Source organism: Bacillus sp. 1021 (assembly GCF_014534735.1).
In the GTDB taxonomy this organism is placed as follows: domain Bacteria; phylum Bacillota; class Bacilli; order Bacillales; family Bacillaceae; genus Bacillus; species Bacillus siamensis.
The window spans coordinates 1-22,812 of the sequence record NZ_JACVSR010000009.1 but is presented as its reverse complement, the minus strand read 5'-3'; the positions used below and the strand labels follow the sequence as shown (position 1 = coordinate 22,812).

General features: G+C 49.8%; 4 protein-coding genes. All 4 read right to left on the bottom strand.

Annotated elements, in window-relative coordinates:
• Positions 1-8,127 (bottom strand): SDR family NAD(P)-dependent oxidoreductase (locus ICW23_RS18545; protein WP_188154913.1); only part of this gene is annotated, 8,127 nt, incomplete at its 3' end.
• Between the two features lie 51 nt (positions 8,128-8,178).
• The gene (locus tag ICW23_RS18540; protein ID WP_188154912.1) at positions 8,179-13,905 is read right to left on the bottom strand and encodes a type I polyketide synthase; all 5,727 of its coding nucleotides are present in this window, start codon (positions 13,903-13,905) and stop codon (positions 8,179-8,181) included.
• 39 nt (positions 13,906-13,944) lie between these two features.
• A complete protein-coding gene (locus ICW23_RS18535) occupies positions 13,945-20,229 on the bottom strand; it encodes a type I polyketide synthase (protein WP_188154911.1) in 6,285 nt (2,094 codons plus the stop codon).
• Positions 20,230-20,247: 18 nt separating this feature from the next.
• Positions 20,248-22,812: beta-ketoacyl synthase N-terminal-like domain-containing protein (locus ICW23_RS18530; protein ID WP_223152465.1), on the bottom strand; the 2,565-nt coding region annotated here is incomplete at its 5' end.

Below are 22,812 nucleotides of genomic sequence, written 5' to 3'. Positions count from 1 at the left end.
GGTAAAGCGCTGGGCGGTAAAGGTCGATGTATTCGCATGGAGCAGCGGGTGAAGCTTTTCACGTTCAGCTGAGTTCCGGCTTTCAAGCTCTCTCTGAAGACAATCGGACGCCCAATACGTCTGCCTGGCAAACGGGTAGCCCGGCAGATTGCCGATTCGCGGCAAAGGTCCGCCATAAAGCAAGTCCCCTTCGATTTCATAACCTTGACAATAAAAATCTGCCAGCACGCATAACAGCTCCTGATATTTTCTATGGTCAGAATATGAGGCGCTGCACTTGCCAAGCACTTCTATTATGTGCTCCTGAATATGCTGACGGCCTGCAAAGTGCTGCGGTACTTTTCCCGAAAACGCATAAGGGTGATGTTCATTAAGCTTTGCCTGCTTCCATATATACACTGTGTCATCAGCATCTTGAACCACGATGGCGGCGCGATGGTTAAAGTGATGCCGTCCTTTTAGCAACGTATAGCTGAGCTGGGCTAGATCATTTTCTTTCAGTCCGCCATTTTCCGCCCAAGTGATCATATCTTCGATTTTTTCCTGAAGGGCATCCTTTGTTTTTGCAGACAAAGTCAGTAAATATGCAGGGGCATGCCGATGAGGTGAAACGCTGCGCTTATAGCTTTCCATAACGACATGGGCGTTTGTTCCGCTCATCCCGAATGCGCTGACTGCCCCCATTCGGTTTTTATCCGGCAGAGAAGGCCACGGTTTTCCCGTTTTATTCACATAAAAAGGACTCTTCTCCCAGTTGATATAGCGGTTTTCCCCGCTGCAATGCAGACTGGCGGGAATCATTTCACGGGAGAACGCCTGTAAAAGACTGATCAAACTGACAATGCCTGACGCGGCAAACGTGTGGCCGATATTGGTTTTAATTGACGTGAGCGCGCAAAATGCTTCTTTGTTTGTATAGGCAGAAAATGCGTCATAAAGCGCGTTAATTTCCACCGGATCACCGAGTTTTGTACCTGTGCCGTGTGTGACGATATATTCGATATCTTCAGGGTTGATACGGCCCCGGTCATAAACGGAAGTAAGCAGCCGGGTCTGCGCGACGCCGCTCGGAGCGGTAATTCCGTTTGTTTTCCCATCATAATTGATGCCGCTCGCCCGAATCACCCCGTAAATCGGATCACCATCCGCTTCCGCCTCTCTCAGCGGCTTAAGAACAACCGCCGCGGCCGCTTCCCCCGGAACCATGCCGTCAGCCCTTTTATCAAACGCGAAGCATTTCCCGTTTTCCGACAGCATTCCGGCTTTATCTATCGTTTCAAAAAAGTCCGGGGTATTCATGATATTCACCCCGGCCGCAACAGCTGTTGTGCACTCTTTATTCTGCAGGCTTAATACCGCCTGATGGACAGAAACGAGCCCCGAAGAACATGCAGTATTTATCGCCATCACAGGACCTGATAAATTCAAGTGATAAGCCAGCCGCGCTGCCAAAATACCGTTATGATGAGACGTGACATTGCCTTTGTCCCGTGTTAAAAGGTGATAATCTCCTTCTTCCGCCCCCGCAAACATACCGATCGTCTGCCGCCTGATGTGACTGGCGCCGTAGCCGGCGTCCTCAAGGGCCCTCCACGCTTCCTGAAGAAGCAGCCGCTGTTTCGGATCCATCGTTTCAGCTTCCCTCGGCGATATTTCAAAAAATAAAGGGTCGAATTCGTCCGCCCCCGGTACAGCGCCGAGTTTCCATTTTGAACTTGTGAAGCCTTTTTTTGCGACCGGTGCGACAACGTCCTTTTCCTGAAACAGAATGTCCCACAGCTCGTCCGCCGTGCGTGCCTGAGGAAATCGGCCGCTCATGCCGATAATGGCAATGGAATCAGCTGCCTGACTGCCCTCGGTTCCGGCGTTCAGCTTATTTCTTCCCCTCTGCTTCTTCCGCTTTTCCGTTCCTGCCTTTTCAAAGACAGATTGATCTGTGGATTCAGGTTTCTTTTCTTCATAGACATGCTCCATGACGGACTTGTGTTCCGTCAGAAAATAGCGGACGACCTTCTCGAGTGTGGAATGTCCGAAAAACAGGGACGGTGTCACTTCAATTCCGTAATGAGCGGACAAAGAAGAGGCGAATTCCGCCAAACTGATAGAATCAAAGCCGAAATCAGCCAGATTGTCAGCGTCCGTCAGTCTGTTCTTGTCTATTTTCAAAAGCCCCGCCGCCAGTTCCTTCACATCCCAGCTTACGCATTCTTCCAGTGTAAAGCCTTTCATTTCACTCCGCCTTCCTGAAAACGGGACGTTCCTGTGTACAGAACCCGAAATCGGCCGTTCGCCTTGATCTATCTGCAGGAAGCGTTTGGCCCTCGACGGAAAACCGGCCAGGACGAGATACTGGCTGGACGGCTGGACTAACAATGTTTCAAAAGCTTCGAGTCCTTCCTCTGTGTATAAATAACGCTGTCCGCTTGATTTTAAATACATATCGGTGCTTTCCGCCGTGCCGACATGCATCCCCCCTTCTTTCCAAAGCGGCCAATTGATGGCAAGTGACTTGCCGCTTCTGAGTCCGAGGCTCACAAGTTTATCCCGATGATGGACAAAAGCCATTTGGAAGCGGTTCCCCATTGCGTAGTCACAAGAACCGAAGTCTCCTAAAATCGCTGAAGAAGAAGAGAAACAACAGAAGAAGTCAAGCGGCTCCCGTGACAGAACCAGATCTAACACCGCGGTGCCGTCCGCTTTTGGCGCTAAGACTTGCTGAAAGGTTTGCAGATCTTTCTCCAGAATGCTTTCAGTGCCTTGAAGACCTGCAGCGTGAATGACACCGTGAATCGGTCCGCATCCTTTCTCTTTCGCTTCTTGCAAACCTTTCTCCATCTGAGCCTGATCTGCGGCATCCGCCTGCACGTAAAACACCTTGGCGCCTGATTCTTCCAATCTCTTGATCTTGTTCAGCACCGGGCCGCCTGCCGCTGATCTCCCCGTCAAAATGAGCGTAACCGGTCCTTTTTCAGCAAAATATCCGGCGAATAACAAGCCTAATCCCCCGCATCCGCCGGTAATCAAGTACGTTTTCCCGCTTTTTATCACACGCTTCTCAACAGGGGCAATATCCGTCTGCTTCATTTCCATGACGTGACGGATTTCCCCGCTGTACATGACACTGCGGAATGACTCACTGTGAAGCTCTTCACATACGTTATGAATCAGCTTTTCAAACGGTCCTTTTTGTCCAAAATAAACCGCGGCCGTATCCGTCTCCGGCAGAATCAGTTTCAGCGACCGTTCCAGCCCGATCCATGACTCGGCGTAACTGATATCGGTATCGGTCCCGCACTGAGCGGAAAGAAGGATTCGCCTCGGTTTAGAACGCAAAGAAGCAGCTGCGCGGATCACATGATAGAGAATGGAATAGTCTTTCACGGCCTTTTCATCTTCAAGCGGCCATCCATATAAAACGGCATCCGCTTTGCCACAAGCCGTTTCAATATGCCGAAACGTTTCTTGATATGCTTGTCCGTCAGTGATTTTAATTTGATAATGCGTGTTTGAAAGCTTTTGAGTTTCCTCACCCTGTGAAATAAAAAACACGCCGGTTCCCGGATAAAGAGATTGTAAAGACCGATAAGCATGCTTTCTGGCAGCTTCTCCCGTAAGGAAACAGATGACCGTTTTCAGCTCTTCATGAATGGATTTCATCAGAGGCTGCTGAGTCCACATTTCTTCAAATATCATCATCTCGGATTGTTCCTCTTGCCCGTGATCCTGCTGAGACGGCTGTCTCATTCTCACCCCTTTGATTTCTGCGCAGACAATGCCGGTTTCATCACAAAATTGAATGTCACAGCCGGTTTGATTCTTTTTATTAATATACATCCACATGCCCGATGAACACGGACGCATGACGCGCAGTTCTTCAACTGCTTCAGGCACGATATGGACTGATGGCTCCGTTTTTGCCAGGACATGAAAAGCTGCGTCCAGAAATTCCGGCGGTATATGATATCCCGGATTACGGCCGCCGCTTTCATCTATAAGAGCAAGCTTCGCCCAAACCGCATTTTCTCCCGCATAAAGCTTTTCAACGGTGCGGAACTCCTTACTGATGGTTACACCTGATGTGCCTGGTGTTTCATAATCGAATAACAGCGGGCGGCAGTCTTTTTGTAAGGAGACAATATCAAGCACGCGGGATGGCTGTCTGTTCCCTTGTCCGACGATTCCATAATGATGCAGCTTCTCTACGTCACTGTATATTTCATAATGGATGCCTTCCTCGTCTTCAGACAGAAGGGAGAGATTGACGCCCGCACCGTGATGTCCGCCGGTTATCGGGTCAGTCCATGCCGCCGTTCGGATCCATATCTCTTTTTCTTCAGAGCTGTCTGCCGCATGATGATAAGCCGCTAGCGCCATTTCTAGATAAACGGCAGCCGACAGAACCCGCTCCCCTCTCACATCCTGGAAAACGTGTTCCCGGCCTGTAAAAGATGTATGATAGCTTTGCTCCGCCAAGATTGACGTATTTTCATGCAGGAAAGGATGCACATATTCAGTTGTTCCGGTTTTTGGTTCTTCCCGCTTCATCCAGTAGCTTTCTTTTGCAAATGGATAAGACGGCAGACTGATACGATGCGGCAGCGCGCCTTTATATAAAGATGCCCAATCAACGGGCGCCCCGTGAACCCAGGCACTCAAAAGACTGTCAAATTGACGTTTTTCCATCCAATCACTGACTGTGTCTTCCGTCTCTGTGACAGAACTATCACTCCGGCCTGTAAACACCCCGCTTACGGAACCAGCATTATTCAGAAAAGCAGTCAGCTTCTGTTCCAATTCAGAAACAGAGTCCGCTGTCATCGCCAGCCGTTCTTCCATCGGGACTCTGCCGACTTGAAGGGTAAATGCCGCGTCAAGCAGATTCGCATCTGTAATTGTTCCGTTTCCGGCGGCATCCGACAGCAACAGAGCCCGCTCGCGCAAGCGGTCTTTATCTTTTGCCGATAAAACAAAAAGCGCCGGACGGCCGGAGTCTGCCGAAGTTATTTCTGCCGGTTCATACTCTTCTATCAGCAGGTGGGCATTCGCTCCGCCCGCGCCGAAAGAAGATGTACCCGCGATTCTCGGATATTCCCGTGTTACTCCTTCAGATTCTATGACCGGCCGTCTCCATTCCGCCGTTTCCTGCTGCACGATAAAAGGAGAAGTTTCAAAATCAATTTCCGGGTTCAGCTGCTTTGAATGCAGCGACGGCACCAAATATCCGTGTTTCATCTGAAGAAGAATTTTAGTGACCGCAGCAATGCCCGCCGCACTTTCCAGATGTCCGATATTGGATTTAACAGAACCGATGGAACAAAATTGCGCTGCATCCGTATAGCGGCGGAAAGCCTTGGTTAACCCTGCGATTTCAATCGGATCTCCCAAGGAAGTGCCGGTGCCGTGGGCTTCCAGATAGCTGATTGCTCTCGGGTCAATCCCTGCCCGCTCCATCGCCTCTGCGATCACTTCCCCTTGTGCATTCGGATTCGGAACGGTGAACCCGTTCGTTTTGCCGCCGGCGTTCAGAGCGCTTCCTTTAATGACACCGTATATATGATCATGATCTGCAACAGCCTTATTCAACGGCTTTAACACGATACAGCCGACGCCCTCTCCGTCAACAAACCCGTCAGCCTTATCACCGAACGCTTTGCACGCGTTTGACGGTGACAGCATTCTCATAGAAGAAAGCCCGATATAATGAACCGGATCTGTAATCAGGTTTACGCCGCCGGCAATCGCGCATTCAGATGCACCTGTTCTGATGCTTTCTGCGGCGAGATGAATGGCGGTTAAGGATGAGGAGCATGCGGTATCGACCGCGATGCTCGGACCGTGAAAATCAAACACATAGGATACGCGGTTCGGGATAAAGTGGTAGTGGGCCCCTGTCGGATAGTTGCCGTTCATGACACCCGCAAAGACACCAACCTTTTTACCGGCGCATAGTGAATCAGGGGTATATCCGGCATCCTCAAGGGCCGCATAAGCGGTTTCCAGAAACAGTCTCTCCTGCGGATCCATGCGCTCCGCTTCTTTCGGGGAGATTTTAAAAAACAGCGGGTCAAATTTATCAATATCTGTTAAAAAGCCGCCCCACTTTGTATACATCCGGCCTTCCTTCCCTTTTGTATCATCATAGTAGTCCCTCCAATCCCAGCGGTCTTTCGGAATTTCGGTGATTCCGTGTTCACCGGTCTTTAACCGTTCCCAGAACTCATTAACATTTTCAGCTCCGGGATACCTCCCGGCAAGACCGACAATTGCCACTTCAAGGTGTTTTGACGGCGGTTCGGAAGCGGGCGGCGCTTTTTCAGAAAAAGATGCCGCTTGGCGCTTCGTCAATCCGGCGCTTTTTTTGCGGCTTTGCTTTTTCTGTAAAGTGTGCGGCGTCTTTTCGGCTTCTTTATTTGTCTTGAAAATCCCAGCCATATCTTCCTGTCTTGAGCTGACGAGATATTCCGCTAATCCGCCGATTGTCGGATACTCGAAGAACAATGTGCTGCTGATATCAGGGACGTCTTCCCGCACGCGGTTGGTCAGCTGTACGATTAAGATGGAATCGATTCCGTATTCTTCAAGGGGCGTATGGGCTTGAACGTCCTCAATCGGCATCTTTAAGATGGAGCTGACGATCTGTTTCAGGTACTCTGTGCTTTTTTCAAGCAAAGAGCCGGATGATACCGCTTCAGTATGACGGACTTCTTCAGAAAATTGCGCATGCAGTTCGCGCTCCTTTGTTTCAGTCAAGTATGCGGCAAGCTCTTCTATCGTCCGGTATTCAAAAAACAGCGTGCTGCTGATATCAGGGACGAGATCCCGCAGCTCATTCGTCAGCTGAACGATCAGAATAGAGTCAATGCCGTATTCATCCAGAGGAGCCAGCGGATTTATCTCTTTTGCCGGCATTTTTAATACTTTTGCCGCAGCCCCTATCAGAAAAGCAGCTGTCTTTTCCGCAAGCCCCTCTCCCGCTTGTTTGATGGGGAGCTGACGATCAGAGGATGGTTGCGGTACGTTTGATTGGCGCTTTTGCGCGGTGTAAGCTTCCCTGCTCTGCCTGATGACTCCGTTGCTTTTCGCCGTGATAATCTGCTGGGTGTGCAGGCGTTCGTTTTCAGCCGGAAATTGAATGGAATGAAAGCCTTCAGCCATTAAAACGGATTTCCATGTTTCCGGATAAAGACCGGGGCACCCCGGAATCCGCAACGCCTCGTCTTCGTACAGCCACCAGCCCTCTAATAAGCCGAATGTAACATGTGTAAACGGCGTATGCCCGCCCAGTTCATTAACGAGCAGCAAACCGTCCTTTTTCAATACGGCTTTTGCCGTCCGTAAGGTTTTCCGGATATTTTTGGTGGCATGCAGCACGTTTGCGGCAATAGCGATATCGTAGGTTCTCAGATGTAATCCCTGGCCCGCCGCAGGCTTCTCCACATTAAACAGCTGATACGTCAAATACGGATTGTCCGCGCCGTATTCCTTTTCGGCATGCATTAAAAAAGCTTTTGACAAGTCGGTATAACAGTATTCCTGAATATAGTTTTGATAGGGGCGGAGCTTTTTAAACAGTGTGCTGCTCGTTCCGCCGGTGCCCGCTCCGATCTCCAGCAGACGGATGTTTGCATCAGGATTGTTTTTAATTACATTTTCCACATACATACACGCTTCATTTGCCAGCACATCGTTGTAATAATCAGCGAGAATGTTATGCTTATAGATTCCTTCAACAAGCTCCATTGAAGAATCGGGAAACATCAAGTCAGTGGCTTTTATTTTGCCTGTTAAAATGTCAGGCAAAGCTTGAATGACGGTATCCGTCAGCAGAGCCTGCGCTTTCATATCCGGATCTTTCAGCCATTCGTTTTTCTTCTTATGCCACTCTTCCCAAACCGCGGCCGTTTCACCGCTTTTAAGATCGCTGTCTAAAAGACGGATGCTTTCTTCCAGCCAGCGCTCATATAAAGGCAGACAGGAAGCCGCAGGCGCTTCGCCGGTCAGCCCCATTGAACGCAGCGTCACCCGCAGCACTTGCAGCAAAAGCCGATTCAATTCTTTCATTTGATTGCTTATTTCTGTTCTTAAGGATAACTGTGTACGGTCTTTTTGTTTGTCTCCCTTACCCAAAACCTTATCCTCCTAAGAAAATTAAATTTGCTCCGTCATTTTGACAGGCAATCAGATAGTCACAAATTCATGAGGGTTCATTCCCTCGATCGGAATCGGCTTGGTCAGCTTCATCAGCCCCATACGGGAGATCGGCTGCGTCAGCAAAGTTTCCAGCGCCTGCATCCCTTCCGCCCGGCTGATCAGCCCGAGACCGATTTGGCTCAGTCTGTCAAACTCTTCAGAAATGTGATTGTCAGCCCGCTCCCAATAACCCCAGTTCATCACTTTGACCCGGCATGACAGCCGTCCGGCAAGCTCATGGGCAAATGCGTCTTTAAATGCACACCCCGCCGCATAATGACTTTGATTCGGATTCTTAATATATGAAATAACCGAAGAGAAAAAGAGAATAAAGTCCAAAGACTCTTTCGCAAATACTTCGGCAATGTTGACGGAAATATCCACTTTCGCTCTAAGGCCGGCGTGAAACTGTGATTCTTCCATATCTTTTACGCTTTCATTCGCAAATACCATCGCTGAATGAACGACGCCGCTGATGGTGCCGTATGTGTTTTTAATCTGTTCATAGGCGCGCTGAAGCGATGGAAGATCAGAAGCATCTGCGGCTATATATTCGGGAGCCGGGCCTGATGGCCGGTACCGGTCTATTTTTTGGCGTATCCGGCTGTCCAGCGGCCGCCTCCCGATCCAGACGATTCGGGCTTTATACATCGTCACCATATAATCTGTCCAAACCTCGCCGATGCCTCCCGCACCGCCGATGATGACATATACGCCTCCATAGCGGTAAGGAACACTTTCAGACGGCTCGCTTTGGACCGGAAGCAATTGAGGCCGGTACCATTCATGATGTCTGCGCACCCATGCTTTACCCGTACGGTCACGGGGCAGGCTGAATATGTCTTCTGCGGGGAAATCCCCCCCGTCTTCAAGATCGACCAGACGGATGTGCCAGCTCGGATGTTCTTTAGCGAGAGACCCGACGAAACCGTGCACACTGGAATGAGCGGGACGCACCTCATCATATTGGGTGATAGGCTGTGCTTGGTGCGTAATCACCGTCATCCCGAGCTGCTCTTTTCCATACCCGAGACCGATAAGAGCTTTGGCCGCTCTGAAAATTTGCAGCACCCCGCTTTTTTGATCATGGATGTAAGAATCAGCCGGTTGAGGGGCAAACCAGATCATATGCTGAATCTCACCGAGACGGCGGAACCGATCAGATATCGCTTCAACAGAAGCACTTTGGCTGCTGTCAAATCGCACAGCTTTAGGAAACAATCGTAAAACCGCGTCAGCCTGCGCGTCTGTACCGCCTATAATGACAGCTTTTGCTTCAGAAATGAGGAAGCCGGTTTGGTTGTCTATCGGTTCCGCGTCCCATACCTGCATCAGTTTGACGGCTCCGGTAAGATTACCCGGCAGATCGTATTGCTTATTATCGGTTACGGGCGGCGCACTTTCGGCCATTCGGGCAGAAAATCCTTTTATCCTTACACACACATTGCCGCGTTCATCACATATATCAATGTCCATTCTTCGCACAGCCGGTGTTTCATGCGTCACAAACACGGCCGCCCACATGTTTGGACTGCACGGATGAAAAACGGTCAGTTCATGCAATTCAAAAGGCATTAACGGCTGCTCCGGATAACCCGCTTGATCTTCATTCATAACGCCGATGGCCGCCTGAAAAGCGGAATCAATCAGACTAGGATGGAGCACAAACTGTTCGGCCTCATCAGAAACGGAAGCAGGGAGCACCAATTTAGCCAAGGCTTCTTTTTCCCCGCAATAAATGTGATCAATTCCTTGATGTGAAGGTCCGTATACAATTTCCGCCTTTGTAAACGCCGCATAACAGTCTTCTTTTGACAGCACTTTTTTGCGGCATCGCGCTTTCAGCTGTTCAATATGCAGGACCGGCGCCTCAGACAGCGGCTCAATCACAGCACTGCCTTCACAATAAATGTCTGAATCGTTTTCATTGCTGTACACCTGAAATGAAATATTGCCGTTATCCTCCAAGGAAAGCCCTGTCGTTATTCGCAGCGGCTCTTTTTTATGAACGGCCTGGCGTATCCAGCTGATATACCGCAGCGAAATGCCGGTTTTAGCCGTGTATTCAGCGGCTAACGGCGCGGCAGCCAGTCCAGCCGCAGCTCTCGCCATTTCAAGGTAAGCCGCCCCGGGGAGAACACGCTTGTTTCGGACGATATGATCGGCTAAGAAGAATTCATCTCCGTTCAGTACCGTGCTGAATTTTTGTTCTAACAAATCTGATGTATTGCGGTGAAGCAGCGGGTGAAGCCTGCTTTCTGTATTTACGGAAGTAACGGGATGATCGGGCTCCGGTATCCAATATTGTTCCTTTGCAAACGGATACGTCGGCAGACTCATCCTGCGCGGTTTCTCCTCCTGATACAACCGCGTCCAGTCTATCTCAAATCCTTTTGACCACAACTCCGCAAGTTTTTTGTAAGTGCCGCTGTCCATCCATTTTCGGATCAGCTCCTCCGTATCCTGATCATCATTCAGGAAACCCCTGATTTCCGTTCCGCTATCAGACCGCCCTTGAAAGCAGTCGTCAATCTGCCGTTTTCGTTCTGTAAATTCGGTTAATTTCCGGATCAGGTCCGCTTGATCGTTCACTAAAAAAACAAGCCGTTCTTCCATTGCCAGCCGTCCCGTTTGCAGCGTATACGCCAGTGACCGCAGGGAAAAAGGTTCATCAGGCTGCTTATCTAAAACGGACTGACCGAAAAGACCGGAAAGAATATTCTTATGTTTCTCATCTTTTGTAAGACATTCTGCTAAAGTCCGGACGGAAGTATGCTGTATGAGATCAGTCATATCTATTTCCAGCCCGTATTGATCCGTCATCAGCTCAGAAAACTGTGTCAGCTGCATGACATCCAAGCCGAATTCCTTCCAATCGTGTTCACCATCTACCGAACCGGCCGCAACATGCAGAACTTCCGCCAGAACACCCCGCAACGCATTTTCCAGCTGATTTTGAATTGTATCTATTTTGTCATGAAGCGGACCGCTTCCTTCAAGCGCTTTATCTTTGAGAAATATCAGCAGGCGGGCAGCATATTCCTGGAGCCGCTCCGGATTTTTTGCTGATAGAGGCACGATGTACGGTCTCTCTTGATTCTCCGTAATGCCGGGGTTTTTGGGCCTGTACTCTTCTAAAATGAGATGAACGTTTGAACCCGTCGCCCCGAATGAACTGATGCCTGCGCGTCTCGGACAGGAATGTTCACTGCCGTTCTCTGTATACGCCGGCTTTTTCCATGACTCGGTTTTTTGCTGCACGTAAAATGGCGAGTCCTCTAAACGAAGATACGGATTAATCGTCTCTGAGTGTAAAGAAGGGACAAGCGTTTTGTGAAACAGCTGCAAAACCGTTTTATGAAGCCCGCTGATTCCAGCGGCTGATTCCGCATGTCCGATATTCGATTTAACGGAACCGATCGCACAAAATTGCCGATCCTCCGTAAACGTGCGGTAAGCTTTAACAAGACCTTGTATTTCAATCGGGTCTCCTAAAGAAGTTCCGGTTCCATGCGCTTCCACATAAGAAATCGTCCGGGGATCGATCCCCGTTTTTTCAAAGCATTCAGCTATCATATCCCCCTGCGCCACGGGGCTCGGCACGGTAATCCCGCTGACGGTTCCCACGTGATTGACGGCGCTGCCTTTTATCACCGCATAAATATGATCCTTATCTTCTTCGGCTTTGTGAAGCGGCTTCAGCAGCACGGCCCCGATGCCGTCAGCTGAGACATAGCCTGTGCCGCCTTCGCCGAACGTGCGGCACAGCCCGTCACTCGAATGCATATCCATCAAGCCGTATGTGATATATTTTGTCGGATGCAATGATAAATTGACGCCTCCGGCAAGAGCTGCTTCACATTCACCGCGTCTCAGACTTTCCGCCGCCATATGGACGGCCGTCAGAGAAGACGAACACACCGTGTCAACCGCCATGCTCGGCCCGTGAAAATTGCAAAAATATGAAACCCGGTTTGCGATCGGCGCATAGTTCAAGGGATAAGGAAAGACCAGCCCTTTGGCCGCAGCTTCAGCGCCGACGAGAGAATAATCCATATGCATCACCCCGGCAAACACACCGACGTTCATTCTCTTATTCGGCCCTTTCGGCTGAACGATTGTTTCCGGGGTGTAGCCCGCATCCTCAATCGTTTCCCAGCATGTTTCTAAAAACAATCGTTCTTGCGGATCTTTAGCTTCTGCCTCCCGCGGAGAAATCCGGAAAAATTTCGCATCAAAACAATCCGGATCATCTATAAAACCGCCCCATTTGGAAATCGGCTTGCCGGACGGCGATCGCAAATGCTCATATTTCTTCGTATCCCAGCGGGAACGAGGCACTTCCGTTACGCTGTTTTTGCCATTTTTTAAATTTGCCCAGAATTCACGAAGATTTTTGGCGCCGGGGTACCGTCCCGCCATCCCGACGATGGCAATATCTCCATTCTGTGTTCCGGCTGACGCCGATTTTTTCACGCGGATTTGGGTCGTCCTCTTTTTTTCCCGGTGCAAAGGTTCAGCATTTGAATGTCCGCTTTGAGCATGGCCGAAACCGGCTCCGTAATGTTCGCACAAATACCCCGCCAATTCCGTGATTGTCGTGTATTCAAATAACAGCGTCGGCAGAAGCTGCGAACCGATTTTTCGTTCAATTTCCTTTACCATGTCCAACAGCCCCGGAGAATCCAGCCCCATTTCATAGTAGCCGATATCCGGGTCAATCTCTTTCACAGGTTTGTTCAATCGGGCGGCAAGCAATTCTTTTAAATAAAGGATGCACTGTTCAGTAAGGCCGGCGGAAGTCTCCGAAGAGCGGGGCTCGGAAGCCGCCGGTTCCGCTTGCGAAGCCGGGACGGCATTCCGCCCGTCAGATTCTTTCTTTTGCCGTTTCTGATTGATCAGTTCTGGGTCCCTCACCAGTTTATTGGCGAAGTTTTTCAGTTCGCCGACTTTTCTGCCTTCCTCATTGAAAAACTCCATTGTCACGTAAACGAGATCTTTCTTACGGGTGACGGATTCTTTTTTTATCTTGGTGATACATGTTGTCTGCAGCAATTCGGCGCAATAAAACGATTCATAAAACAGCGGCAGAAATAATTGCCCCTCCTCCCTCGTCAAAGGAGCGAGATATACATTGGAGCCGATGCTGCTCGCATCGATCAATGCGGGATGAAACATCGCCTCTTCTGCATGTTCCAGCTGATCCTTTTGCACCGACAGATCAATATAAATCTCTTTTTCAGTTTGGTAGACGCTTCCGCAGCCTTTCATCATTCCTGAATGAACCAGTTCTTGATCCCTGCATTCCGCGTAAATGTCCTCAATCGGTATTTCTGCCGCCGTTTGTTTTACGGCATCCATCCGGACGCTCTCTTGGAAGCCGGCGGGCTTGACGGATTGCATGTGCGCCGCGGCATATACCTTTGTCTCTGCTGCTTCGTCACCTTGTTTTTGCCCTTTCACCTCCACCTTCCACTGCCCTTCGCCGCTCACTGTACAATCAACGGAAAGCAGGATTGATTCTCCCTGTTCAGGAGCTAAAGGGTGAAAAATCGATAAGTGTCTGAGTTCAAGACCGGCATGAAAAAAACCGTTTTCTCTGAAAGTCTGATAGATCAGGTCAATATAAGCCAGACCCGGCAGCAGTTCCTTTCCATAGGCTTTATGATGTTTCAAAACGGGATGCTGATTGTTAATAAGAAGCTGCTCTCGCATATGAACTTCCTCCATATCGACGTTCAATTTTCAGCGCAATCAGTAAGTCTTCATTTGTTTCCAAAACGTATTCGGGCGGGACTTATGTGCGCTTTCATGCAGGCTTTCGGCTTTGTCCGGACGAATGGGCCGGCGTTTTAATTCCTGTCTCGGCAAAGGCTTTCTAACCGGGGTATACGCCTTTTGCTCCCAAGCTTCCACTATGACATGGGCATTCGTCCCTCCGTCAGCGAAGCTGCTGACGGCGGCAATCCGCGGTGAATCCGTCCATTCACGCAGAGCGTGCGAAAAATAAAACGGCGAGGCGGACAAATCGTAATGCGTCATCGGCTCTTTGCCCGAAAGGAAAGGCACACGCATTCGGCGCGAGAGCATAAGCACTGTTTTAATGAATCCGGCAATCCCTTCAGCGCATAACGGGTGTCCGATATTCGGCTTCATCGACCCCAATTCGCAAGGCGCGCTGTTTTGCATACGGTACACCGCTTCAATCGCCCTCAGTTCCAAAAGGTCTGTTACTTCAGAGCCTGAACCGTTTGCTTCAATGTAGCTGATATCCTCCGCTTTTCTGCCGCTTTTGGCAAGCGCCTTGGCCATCACTTCTTTTTGCGCCTGTATATTCGGTGTGGCAGGCCCCGCGGTTCTGCCGTCATTGTTTACGGAAATGCCTTTAATGACCGCATGAATCCGGTCCCCGTCTTTTACAGCCTGGGCCGCTGTTTTTAAATACACCATTCCGACGCCTTCTCCCAATACGATGCCGCCGGTGCGACGGTCAAAAATATGAAACGCAGGCTCTTCACTTAACAGATTGCGAAGTTCGAACATCCGGTGGGTTTGACCGGATTCCAGCAGACTGACTCCCCCGACCACCGCAGAGTCGATTTCGCCGCAAGAAAGCGCCTGTATCGCCATATTCATACCGACAAGCGCTGAAGAACAGGCCGTATCCAAAACGAGACTCGGCCCCTTCAAATCAAAGAATTGAGAAAGATTGGCCGCTAAGTAATTCGGGCCGGCGGCTACTATCGGATTTTTTGCATGCTTCAGACGGTTTTCGTCAGGCATACTGCCGCCGCGTCCTCCTAAATAGACACCGGCTGACCTGCCTTTCATTTCTTGTAAAGAGTAACCGCTGTCTCTAAACAGATGGAGCGCCTCTTCTAATATAAGAAAGGACTGGATATCCATTGCCTTGATGTCTTCTTCGGGAATAAGGAAAAACTCCGGGTCAAAATGCGTTACATTTTTTAAAAGGCCCGCATAATCCGCCTTCTCCGTTTTCCAGCGTTCTTTCGGCACCCTTTGAATGGCCGACGTTCCTTCAGACAGCAGCTTCCAATAAGCTTCAATTGATTCAGCTCCCGGAAAACGGCAGGACATTCCGACAACAGCGATGTCTTGCGCCGCTGGAGCTCCGGAAGGCTGAATGACAGCGGCTGCTGTTTGTTTGGGAATGTACGGGATTACAGGCTGCACCGGTTTTGAAACGGCAGCTTTGATTTCCGGGTATGCTGTTTCAAGCCATCCCGCCAGCGCAGCAACCGTAGGGTATTCATACAGCACCGCCGGGTCAAGGTCAGCTTTGATCCTCTTTCCGATCGCTCTGGACACTTGGGCAAGCATGATGGAATCGGCTCCGTAATCTTGAAAAGGTGTATCAGATTCAAATCTTGACGGCTCCAGTCTTAATTCCCGGCAGCAAATACCCGTCAGCCATTCCTCAACGCTTTCTGTATCGGCCTGTTCCTGCTGCTTTGTTTCGGTAAGGCCGGATGAAAGCAGCAGGCGGTCAGGCTCCCATTTTTCCGGGTGAATGACGGCCGGCATAATAACAGATCCGCAATCGCCTGCCATAATGGCATCAAACAGGATCAGTCCTTCTCTGTCAGTGATGCTCTTTAAACCGCTTTTCTGATAGACCCGGCTTTTTGATTCGCCCATACCCGTTTCTTTCCAGCTTGGCCATTGGATGCTCAGCACCGGAAAACCTTTTGCGGCCGCAAAATAATCCATATAGGCGTTAGCCATGGCATAATCGCTTTGTCCCGCTCCTAATTCCGGCATCACGCCGGACACTGAAGAAAACAGCGCAAAAAACCGGAGAGGCTCCTTGTGCAGCGCTTGATACAAAAGGTCCAGTCCGTCTGTTTTAGGTTCAAGCACGGGCATCATCTGTTCTCTTGTTTTGCGGATAAAGGCGGGATGATCGAGATCTACGGCTCCCGCTGCGTGTATCACGCCTCCTATCGGCCCCATCTTCTCTTTCACCCGGCTGACGGCCTGCTCATATTCAGGGCCGGAAGATACAGACAGCACTTCCGTTCGGACCCCTTTTTGTTCGAGCTCTCTGATTCTTCTCACTTTATCGGAAAACGGGGAATTCCGTTTGATATGGTCATCCCACTCCGCTTTCGGAGGCATTGTTTCTTTTCCGGTAAGCACGAGTTTCGTGACTCCGTAACGTTCGGCAAAATGCCGGGCGAATAAATATCCGAGTCCGCGGGTCCCTCCGGTGATCCAGAGCACATGGTCTTTCGGAAATGAAAATTCTTTTTCAGCTAAGCTGTTTGTTTCCCTTAACCGCGCGTGATAACGCACACCGTTTCGGTAACACACTTCGATGTCTTCAGAATCGCGAAAAAACTCCTCTGCGATCTGGTTTGCCAGCTCGGGATCTTCGGCAGTCCGTTCTGCATCCATATGCCGCGAGCGGATATCCTTATACTCACTTTGGAGCATCCGGTACAATCCAGCCTTTTTTGCACCTGAGAGATTTATCGTTTCATTTGCAAAAGGTTCAAGCCCCTTTGTCACACAAAGCAGCTGAAGCTTTCGGCTGCGGTTTCTGTTGTCAATGAGAGACTGCAGACGATGAATCCAGCCGTCATCATGCTTGATTTCCGTCCCGCATCCGGTCACATCAATCAGGCCGCCAAACCGAGCCGCGTCCCCGGATATTACCGGTGATGCGGCGTCAATGATTTCAGACTCGGGGAAATAACGGGACAGCTCAACGGCCAAATTTCCTGTCTGGTGATCAGCAAATATTCCGATGACGCCCCGCACTTCCTTAGCCGGAACACGGCTGCTTTCTGCCCAGCTTTTCTGTAAAAAGCGGATTTCACGAAATGTTTCAGCATCACAGACATTGTCCGGCGCTGCATCGTCCGGCCAATAACGATCCTTTATAAATGGATAACCGGGAAGGCTGACGCGATGCGGCAGGCTGCCGTTATAAAGCTCTGACCAATCAATCTTCAGCCCTTTTACCCAAAGTTCCAGAAGCTTCGCGAATTTTTTTCTTTTCATCCATTTACGGACGGCATCCTGCATATCTTCATCCTTAAAAACGGCTAGAATGTCTTTATGCTGTTTGCTTTTTCCCCTGAAGCAGCCGTCTGTCCCGCCGTCAATAAAACGCTGCAGTTTTTCCGCTAACTGCTCTGTCGACGTCACGATAAACGCCGCACGTTCTTCCATCGCTTCTCTTCCGGTTTGAAGGGTGTAAGCCGCATCCCGGAGGCTGCGGTCTGTGACGTCATTTTTTCTGATCGCTTGAAGAAGCTGCTGCGCCCGCTGCTTCAGGCTGGCCTCCTGTTTGGCGGATAATAAAATGACTGCGGGGTCTTCATCTGTGAATGGCTCAGAAATCTCCCTATCAGGTTCAATATATTCTTCTATCAATATGTGGGCATTTGCCCCGCCTGCGCCAAAAGAAGAGATTCCCGCGATTCTCGAAATCTCTTTCTGCGCTCCGTTTTCCTCAATGACCGGCCGTTTCCAGTCTGCCAATTCACGCTGCACCACAAACGGCGTCCGGTCGAATGCAATATTCGGATTCAATTTCCGGCAATGTAAAGAGGGGGCCAGCTTGCGTTTTTGAAACTGGAGCAGCAGTTTCGTTACACCGGCAATGCCTGCCGCGGCTTCCAAATGCCCGATATTGGATTTAACTGAGCTGATGGCGCAAAAGCCTTTATCTGACGTTTTCGTTTGAAATGCACGGGTCAAACCGTCAATTTCGATCGGATCTCCGAGTTCAGTGCCCGTGCCGTGGGCTTCGATACAGCTGATCATCCGCGGATGTATTCCTGATTTTTCAAGCGCGCCGGAAATCACGTCAGCCTGGGCGCTCGGACTCGGCACTGTATACCCGTTTGTTCTGCCGCCGTGATTGATATGAGTGCCGCGAATCACCCCGTAAATATGGTCCTTATCAGCCATCGCTTTTGACAGCGGCTTTAACAGCACGGCCCCGACGCCTTCACCGGGAACAAATCCGTCCCCGCCTACACCGAAACTTTTGCACGTTCCGTCTTTTGAAAGCATTCGATAGGCGCTGAGCTCCGCATAAGCCGAAGGATGCGTATACACATTCACACCGCCGGCAATCGCCATGTCACATTCGCCGCGAAGGATGTTTTCACACGCTTCATGAATTGCAGTCAGCGAAGACGAGCACATCGTATCAACCGGCATGCTCGGCCCTTTCAGATTAAGAAAATAGGAAACTCTGTTGGCCGCTGAACTGAACGACGTTTTCGGCTGCAGGGTGCCGCCGTTTTTCCAGTACATTCCGTACCCGTTTTTCGTAATGCCAGCAAAAACGCCGACCCGGCCGTTATACAGATTCTCAAGCTGTTCCTTCGTATAACCGGCATCCTCCAGCACCTGCCAGCACATTTCAATAAAGAGACGCTCCTGCGGGTCCATATTCAAAGCATCACGGGGTGAAATTTGAAAAAACAGCGGATCAAAGAAAGCGGCATCTTTCAGAAACCCGCCCCGCTTACTGTAACTTTTCCCTGCTTTTACGGCCGCTTCGGGATCAGGGTTGTAGTACTTGTCCTTTTCCCAGCGCTCTTCGGGAATTTCCGTCACACAGTCTTTTCCGGCTGCTAAGTTATCCCAGTACTCTTCAAGTGTTTCAGCTTGCGGATAACATCCGCTGACTCCGATAATCGCAATCCCTTCTTTTGTCTGGTTCTCATTGGAAAAAGAAGGCCGTTTCTTTCGCTTGATAAATGACGGAAGCACCGGAAAATCTTCATTTGCCAAAACCTGTTCTGATATGCCTGAACGGTGCTCATCATCATTTGTCCATTTTCGGCATTCTTTTGGATAATCCGTGACAAAGTGAGCTGCCAGGGAGCCCAGTGTCTTATATTCGTAAAAAACCGTTTTGGAAAGGTCACCGAAAAGCAGAGACAATTCGCGGTTCAATTTCGTCACAGTGACTGAGTCGATTCCGTAGGTTTCCAGCGGCTCTTCGGTATCTATGTTGGAAACAGCAATTTTTGCAGTCAGGCCAAAAAGCGTTTTGAGCTGAAGAAGCGTTTGTTCATACAAACGTTCACTGCGGTGTTCGGCATTGGTTTTTCCGGGAGCGCCCGTCTTGATGACAGGCTGCAGCTTCAACCCCGACAGGGAAGCCCATATTTTTCCTTCCTCGTCACATAAATCAATATAAAAGCTCCCCGCCTTCTCTTGTATCTCGGCCCATACCTTGTCAGGACAAGATTCATAAAACAAAAGCTCGTCCAATGAAACCGGGGCGAGCGTTTTATATTCTTTGCCGCCAAGCAGCGCGCATGCCTCTGTCACACTTTGCATCACACAGGGAGGGAGGCCGAATCGGGAGGATTCTTTTTGGTTTGTCAATGGAATTGATATGTCTGCCAGCATCCGTCCTGCTGAGGCATAAATACGCTCAATTCCTTTCATGTGCTCATTGTATTGAACGGCATCGTTCTGAGTGATGGCTTCAATTTGCTGCTGATCCATCAGGGAACCGCTGTTTTCCTTCAAGCGGCTGATATCCAGCATGCCAGGCACAGCATCAACTGGCTGAATCGTCCCTTGGCTGTACACATCATGATGACTGGAATCGGCAGAAAATGGATTATAAATCTCAAACCTTTTGGCTTCACCCTCTGCGGGTATCAGCCTGATTTCGATATGGAACGGCTCAGCCTCAGTCAGAATGGGCTTTGACCACACAATATTCGTCAGCCGGACTGCCGCAGTCTCCTTTACTGTCAAAACAGCCGCAGCTCTCGCCATTTCCAAAAGAAGTTCTCCGGGCATAAGCTTTTTATGCTGTAAAGAAACATCAGCGAGAAAAAATTCCCGGCCGCTGAAAGCTGCCGAGAATCCCTGTCCCGTTTCATCGGAAATATGCTGCTGAGCAAGCGGATGAAGGGAAGCCGCTTGGCGAAGTCCCATCCGCATATCATAATCTCGCAAAATGCCGATCGCATCCTGTTTTGTCATTTTTTTATTTTTGACGTCAGAAAAAACCCGGTGCAGAAACTCTTTCATATGGTTTCCTCCATTACGCTAATCCCTGTAAAAACCGATCGTTCTTTTTACAGCGGCTTCTATGCTTATTTCGTTTTTCTCCAATTCATCAAGCAGGCGCTCATAAGTCTCAAGCGGGGACGTATCAGTCCCGTAAGTCTCCCGGTGCCTTATATGCTGCGCACTGTGCGGTATCCAGCAATGTGTTTTCGCAAAAGGATAGACGGGCAGGCTGACTTTTTTCGGTCTTTCGTCCGGATATAATTTATTCCAGTCGACATGTAAACCTTGCACCCATAATTTTGCAAGCATTGCATACTTTCCTGTTTCAATCCATTGATCTACGGTCCCGCTCATTTCTGCGTTGTCCGTCATCTCTGTAAACAGCTGTTTCATCGCTTTGTTCCGGCCTGTAAAGAAATTCTGCCCCGTCTCCTTGCCGCTGAGGAAATCATTCAGCGCGTTCGTAAGCTCTTCTTTTGATTCAGCAATGACGGCAAGGCGCTCTTCCATTTCATCCCGGCCAAGCTGAAGCGTATAAGCGATACCCGCAAGAGCTCCGTCAGCTGAATGTGACTTTTCCAAATATCTGCGCAGCTGTTCCGCACGTTCCTTCAGCTGTTCCGCCGTCTTTGCCGAGAGAATGAATAAGGACGGCTGAAGTTCACCGGCCGTCCATTGTTTCTCTTCAACAGGAGAAAGATATTCTTCGAGCACGACATGAGCGTTGACACCGCCAAATCCGAATGAGCTGACACCCGCTCTCCGCGGCAGTTCATTTCCGCTATCATCAGTCGCCGCTTTCCACGGCTGAGTATCGCGGACGAAATAAAACGGGCTGCCGTCGAGGCTGATATACGGATTAACGGTTTCACAATGCAGACTTTTAACGAGCGTTTTGTGCTGCATCTGCAAAATAATTTTTAAAAGACCGGCCATGCCGGCGGCAAGCTCTGTGTGGCCGATATTCGTTTTGACGGAACCGAGGCCGCAATGAGGCTGATCGGGTGCCGTTACTCCGGCTTTCTGATAAAGCGCTGCAAAAGCCGCTTTGAGCCCGTTGATTTCTATCGGATCTCCGAGCGCAGTTCCCGTGCCGTGGGCTTCAATATAACTCACTGTACGGGGGTCGATGTTCGCTTGCTGATAAGCTTTTATCATGACTTCTGTCTGTGCTTTCGGATTTGGCGATGTAAGGGAAGCCGCCCGTCCGCCATGATTTTCCGCCGTTCCGCGAATAACGGCATAAATACGGTCGCCGTCACGTTCCGCATCGGATAATGTTTTCAAAACAATCATGCCGGCACCTTCAGCTCTGACATACCCGTCCGCTTGATCGGAAAATGTTTTGCAGCGCCCGTCTTCACTGAGCATTCCCGCTTTATTAAAGCTGATATGCATATCCGGCGACACAATAGCATTGACGCCTCCTGCAATCGCGATGCTGCAGTCTCCGGCCTGAATTGCCCTGACCGCACGGTGAACAGCGACCAATGAGCTTGAACAGGCGGTTTCAATCGGTTCGCTCGGCCCATGTATATTCAGAAAATAGCTCATGCGGTTCGGACCGATTGACGGAACCGTTCCGGCGGCGGAAGAACCCTCAATCTCTATATGGAACTTTGAAGCTTCCTGAGCGTAACCGCTGTTTGCCGTGCCTGCAAAAATGCCTGTATTTGTACCTGACAGGCTTTTGGCAGAGCAGCCGGCATCTTCAATCGCTTTCCATACATGCATCATTAAAAGTCTTTGCTGAGGATCCATCATTTCGGCTTCATGCGGAGAAATACCGAAAAATAAAGGATCAAATTGAGCGGTTTCATCAATGAAGCCGCCCCACTTTACATTGCTCGCATTTTTATCTTTCTGCGGATCTCCGTAATACTGTCTCCAGTCCCAGCGCTCCGGCGGTATTTCAGAAATGCAGTCCTTTTCTCCGGCTAAATTCTCCCAAAACATGTCCGGATTTTCAGCCATTGGAAATGCACAGCTGATTCCGATTATCGCCACGGGCTCTTCAGGTGCAGCTGCGGTTTTTGTTTTAGGAAGGCGGGACGGAATCGAGAATGGCTCCGTCTTCATTTTTTTACGCACAACCGGTTTCTCCGTTTCTGTTTCTGCCTGTGAGCCGAATGTATCCGGATGTTCCGTCAGCAAGTATTGGGCAAAACTAAAGACTGTCGGGTATTCAAAAAACACGGCCGGTGTCAGTTCAAACCCATACATTTTATTTAGTTCATTTGCAAACTGCGTGAATGAAACCGAATCAAAGCCATAATCTCTCATCTCTGATTCAGCATCTATTTCTTCTTCTTTCACCTTCAGAATGCCTGATATCATATGTTTGAGTTCTGCTTGTACTTTATTTGGCAGATGGACGTGCGTCTTCCTTGACACATGAATGCTGCGGGACGGTTCCGGCGCTTCAGGCATCAGGTTTTTTCGAATCCGTTTTTCGTCGCCCTCTGCCACCATGACCTGGTGTTCTCCGGAGGCAAAAGCGGCGTAAAGCGCTTGGATGCCTGAGGCCGATCGCATGGCTTTCATTCCGGTCTGTTCATACATCAGCCGTTCGGTCTCTTTGTCCACACGCATACCGCCTTT